At 56.8% G+C, this 3,628-nt stretch carries 3 protein-coding genes; 2 read left to right on the forward strand and 1 reads right to left on the reverse strand.

The window, feature by feature from the left end:
* The first annotated feature begins 270 nt into the window (after positions 1-270).
* Positions 271-1,005, forward strand: coding sequence for a hypothetical protein (locus WYO_RS30710; RefSeq protein ID WP_128754940.1), 735 nt, complete (start codon positions 271-273; stop codon positions 1,003-1,005).
* Here the strand turns inward: WYO_RS30710 and WYO_RS03905 are convergent.
* Positions 997-2,205, reverse strand: a complete 1,209-nt coding sequence (locus WYO_RS03905; RefSeq protein ID WP_165486541.1) for a toprim domain-containing protein — start codon at positions 2,203-2,205, stop codon at positions 997-999. The two genes, WYO_RS30710 and WYO_RS03905, sit on opposite strands and share 9 nt — an antisense overlap.
* 79 nt (positions 2,206-2,284) lie before the next feature.
* Between WYO_RS03905 and WYO_RS03910 the strand changes: the two genes are divergently transcribed.
* Positions 2,285-3,628, forward strand: a 1,344-nt coding sequence (locus WYO_RS03910) for a VapE domain-containing protein (RefSeq protein WP_007559273.1), incomplete at its 3' end; no start/stop codon positions are given.

Genomic DNA, 3,628 nt, shown 5'->3' on the forward strand with positions numbered 1-3,628 from the left:
AGGACTCCTCGTACTCGCGGTCCAGAGGCTCAAAGGCACCCATTGCGGAGACCTGGAAGATCTGCAAAATGAAGTTTCAAACTTCACACAGGCTGCGCTTCCGAAATGACGGAAAATTTTGGGAAACTCGAAGCGAGTATAGCAGATTCGATCCGTCTGAATAGTATAATGTTTCTTCGCAGAGCGGCCGCGGAGGTGATAAAACACGACGACACTCAGGACTCACCTTTTGATCGTGAGGTTGGCACCGTAGTGACTGTGCTAACACAAATGTCCCTCGAATTAGCGCTTGCTAGTTTTTTAATAAAGCGAGACGGAATACGAATAATTCTAGAAAACGAGGAAAAATTCTCCGATGCGGATATACATGAAAGATGGCTCGACAACCGTTTAAGGACGAAACGATTTGAAGAAAACAAAAAATACTTCAAAGAAAAACATCGATATCTATATGAAATATTCGAGGGAATTGTTGATAATTTCCAGGCAACCAGGAATAAAATTGTACATTTTCACTTCAATTTTGCCGATGCGGATCTGTACGACCTTAAATTCGAGGTGACATATGTGTTGATACATGTAGTATCTAAGCTCATATTCGAAGATGACACAGACCTTCTGTCTAACATGTCAAGCTTACTTTCTGACGAAGTATTCTTGAGACTTGTTAAGTTTCCGCCTTACGTATATAACGTTGAAAAACTTGCATCGGAAAATTCTAGGCGCGTACTTGGTTGTCCTATATGCCATCAGAGAACTTTCTCTGACTCAGAACTTAAGTGTTTTGCGTGCGGATACGACGACCCCTTTGCTGATCTCATCACGTGCAGAGAATGCGATGTGCGGGCTGTAATCTATGATCACTTGAATATTGATATTAATAAGAGTGTGCCCGCTCTCTGCCTGAATTGCGGGGAGCGCTGCGTGGCGTTTAATTGCGCGGAATGTGAACTGCTATCGACAGGGTCTGATTACATGGATTGTGAATTCTGCAAGTCACCTTGATTTGCATGGCTCCGTGAATTGCTGTTGCAACCTGAGCCGAACAGCAATGACTCGCTCATCAGCCGTTGCCGTCTCAAGAATTGATCGAAGCGTCCACAGCCTACCGTAGCGCCGTGTCGCCTCGGCCACATCCTTCACGTCCCCGTCCCACCATGGCCGCGAGCCGATGGTGCGCGGGAAAGCGACAGACCAGCCGTACCTTTGAGCCATGTCGATAAGCTTCCCACCCGCCGTGTCTTGGTCTGGAACCACGATCACGGTTTGGCCCGTGGACCGCAGCCACGCCGCCTGACGATCCGTCAGCGTCGAGCCAAGCAGGCCCACCCCGTCGATGGCGATGGCGTCGAAGGCGCCCTCGACCAGCACGATGTACTTCCGGCTGCGTAGCCGCAGGACGGCGTTGTTGAAGAGGTAGTCCGGCGGCTTCGAGCCGAGGTAGCGAGGCTGAACCTCTGCATCAATGGCACGCGCCGAGTAGCCGACGATCGCGCCCTCGTGCATGAAGGGAAGGATGAGGCGTCGGTTCATGCCGTCCTTCGTAGACGGCGTCCACATGTACGAAGGCCACTTCGCCACGTCGTCTCCCCGAGAGAGGAGATAGGTGGCAACTTCCAGGAAGTCCGGCTCCTCGCAATCCTCCGCAAGCCAGTCGTGGATTGAGCGAGCCCCAGACGGCAACGGAGCGGCCGGGAAAGATGACGGAGGAAGAGCCGTAGGAGACGCGCCAATGCTGCCAGTGTGCCGATGCATGAGCGCAGCCATAGCTTCGAGCCTCGCGAGTTCGACCTCCGGCACGCCGATGGCGCGCAGGAACTCCTTAAGGTCTCGTCCAAGCCTCCGCCCCCGAGTCCACCCGGTCTTGAAGCCGCAGTTGAAGCAATTGATCCCGACGCTGTCAGCGCTCGGTGCCACACCGCAGCGGTAGCGCCTGTCCGCGCTCTCGCCCCGCGAGACGCACATCGGGCAGTTGATATCGGTGAAGCCGCTGGAGCGGCGGCGACGCTTTCCGACGAGATGGCGATCAATGGCGTCCCAGATGAAGTTCCCGCGCAACGACGCGGCGTCGATCGGCATGATAATTTCCTTGTTCAAGCGCTCCGCACTGCCGAGTTGATCGGCTACCGCAGGATGCGTTTGGTTGTAGAAGTCATTATATACGGTCCTGGGATCGTCGGTCCATAAAACAAAGATTGATTTCAATTTCGACGAAACGCCTCCTCATCGGTAGATTGACCTCAATGCCGCAGCGATTTTGCGCGGCGGATTGAGAGCATTGCAGATGACCGATACTGACTACAAGACGTTGCTGAATGACATCCTGGCCCAGGCTGCGCGCACCATTGCTGAGGGGCAGCCTCTCTCCCCGGACCAAATCGTCGCGGGCCTGATCGCCGGGCGTCCGGAGAACGCACGCTTCAAGGAGCAGATCCTCAAGACCACCCGGATCAAGGCCGCCGACTTCGACAAAGCGCTTCACAGGAAGCGGACGATCGATGCCCTCGGTCTTGATCCGCAGACCGCTCTCGATCTCGTTGAGACCGTCGTCCAGCGCGATGGGATCGGCTGCCGCTACAACGGCACGCTGTTCCGGTCGGGGCCGACGAAGGCGAAGCTGCGCGGGGACGAGATCATCATCACCCCCGAGCACATGGACGACCCGCAGATGCGCACTGTGGCGCGTATGCTTGGCCGCAAGTCGATCCGGTTCTCCGAGTTTGCTCGTCGGGTGCGCATGGTTCGGGATAAGCTCGGGCTGAAGTTCACCGACACTCAGATCACTGATGCGGCCGACGAGTGGTACGAGGCTGCGAAGCGCGAGCGGTCGCTCGACCTCTACATTAAGGTCGCCGGTCCGCTGGCGACGGTCGAGGAGGAGCATGGGTTCGAGGAGACCCTGATCGACCTCGTCGAGCGGTGCTTCGACTTGACCGGCACCTCGCCGAAGTTCGTCGCGGCCGTCCTCAAGAAGTTTGTTTGGCAGGTGAAGCGCAAGATGCTCGGCCTGCCGGTGACCGACCACCTCATGCCCGTTCTCCTCGGCCCGCAGGGCTCTGGCAAGTCCACTTTCATTCGGCTCATGACGGAGGCGCTCGCCGAGGCGATGGCGTCGGTGGATTTCCGGATGATCGCTGACGATCGGATCATCGATATCTGGTCCAACTTCATCTTGTTCATCGACGAGATGGGCTACGCGACCAAGACCGACATCGACGCGGTCAAGAACATCATCACGGCCGAGTCGCTCAGCCGCCGCCCGATGCGGACCAATACCCTCGATCTGGTGACTCAGAACGCGACGTTCATCGGGGCGTCGAACAAGGAGTTGAACGAACTCATCCGCGATCCGACTGGCGCGCGGCGGTTCGTTGGCCTGCGCTGGCGGCGCGATGCTTCCTGGGCGGCAATCAACGCGTTCCTGTGGCTCGACCTGTGGCGCTCGGTGGACGCTGAGGCTGAGGATCCGGTCAGGTCGTTCGCCGAAGAGTTGAAGGCGCAGCAGGCCCTGGCCCGTTACCGTTCGCCTATCGAGGCATGGCTTGACCAGTTCGACCGCTGCCACGTTCGTTCGGAATTGTGGGATACCAACACGGTGCGGGCCAGAGACCTCTACATCGCCTACCGC

The organism is Methylobacterium sp. GXF4, from assembly GCF_000272495.1.
GTDB lineage: Bacteria > Pseudomonadota > Alphaproteobacteria > Rhizobiales > Beijerinckiaceae > Methylobacterium > Methylobacterium brachiatum.